Annotated in this window: 1 protein-coding gene; it reads right to left on the bottom strand. The window is 71.7% G+C overall.

Annotated elements, in window-relative coordinates:
- Window positions 1-527: IS110 family transposase (locus FJR00_RS15535; protein ID WP_202876706.1), on the bottom strand; the 527-nt coding region annotated here is incomplete at its 3' end.
- Window positions 528-669: the final 142 nt, after the last annotated feature.

The raw sequence follows: 669 nt of genomic DNA, 5'->3' as shown, positions 1-669 counted from the left end.
GGGAAGGCCCACCGCGCCAGCGAGATCAGCCGGCGGCGGGCCCGGTTGCCGTCCACGACCAGCTTCCCGCGGCGGGTCACCGCCCGGCGCAGCGACAGCTGCGCCGGGGACAGCGGACGCAGCGGGGTGAGGGTGAAGACCTCCCCGGCGGTGGCCAGCACGTCGGCGTCGATGACGTCGGACTTGTCCTTGCCGATGATCGCGCCCCGCAGCCGGGCCGCGTGCCGGGCCCCGAGCAGGGACAGGTCACCACCGGCCTGACGCATCGCGATCGATAGCGCGAGCCAGGTCATCGACGTCGGCTCGGCGACAGCGACCACCCCGGGGTGCCTGCCCAACCGTGCGCTGAGCGCGTTCAGGCCGGCCAAGGTAGGCGGGGTGGTGAACCGGGTCAGGCGCACCTGCCCGTCGCCCAGGATCTCCCGCACGCACACGTGATGGTTGGCCACCACCGCGGCGTCGATGCCGACCTGGACCCGCACCGGTGACGAGGGCACGGTCGTGGGGTCGGTACTGTGAATGGACACGAGGGTTCCTCCGTTCGCAACGATGAACGTGAACCCGTTCCTCGACGACCACCGGCCAGTGACCACGAGGATCGGGCTCGCCAACAGCGGCGGGAGAACCCTCGCGTCCTGACCGGCAACACCCCGGGCAACGTCCGCGACA

The sequence above is a fragment of the Ornithinimicrobium kibberense genome, assembly GCF_006519705.1.
Taxonomy (GTDB): Bacteria; Actinomycetota; Actinomycetes; order Actinomycetales; family Dermatophilaceae; genus Ornithinicoccus; species Ornithinicoccus kibberensis.
The sequence above is the reverse complement of the archived record's forward strand: the minus strand, read 5'-3'. Positions and strand labels throughout refer to the sequence as shown.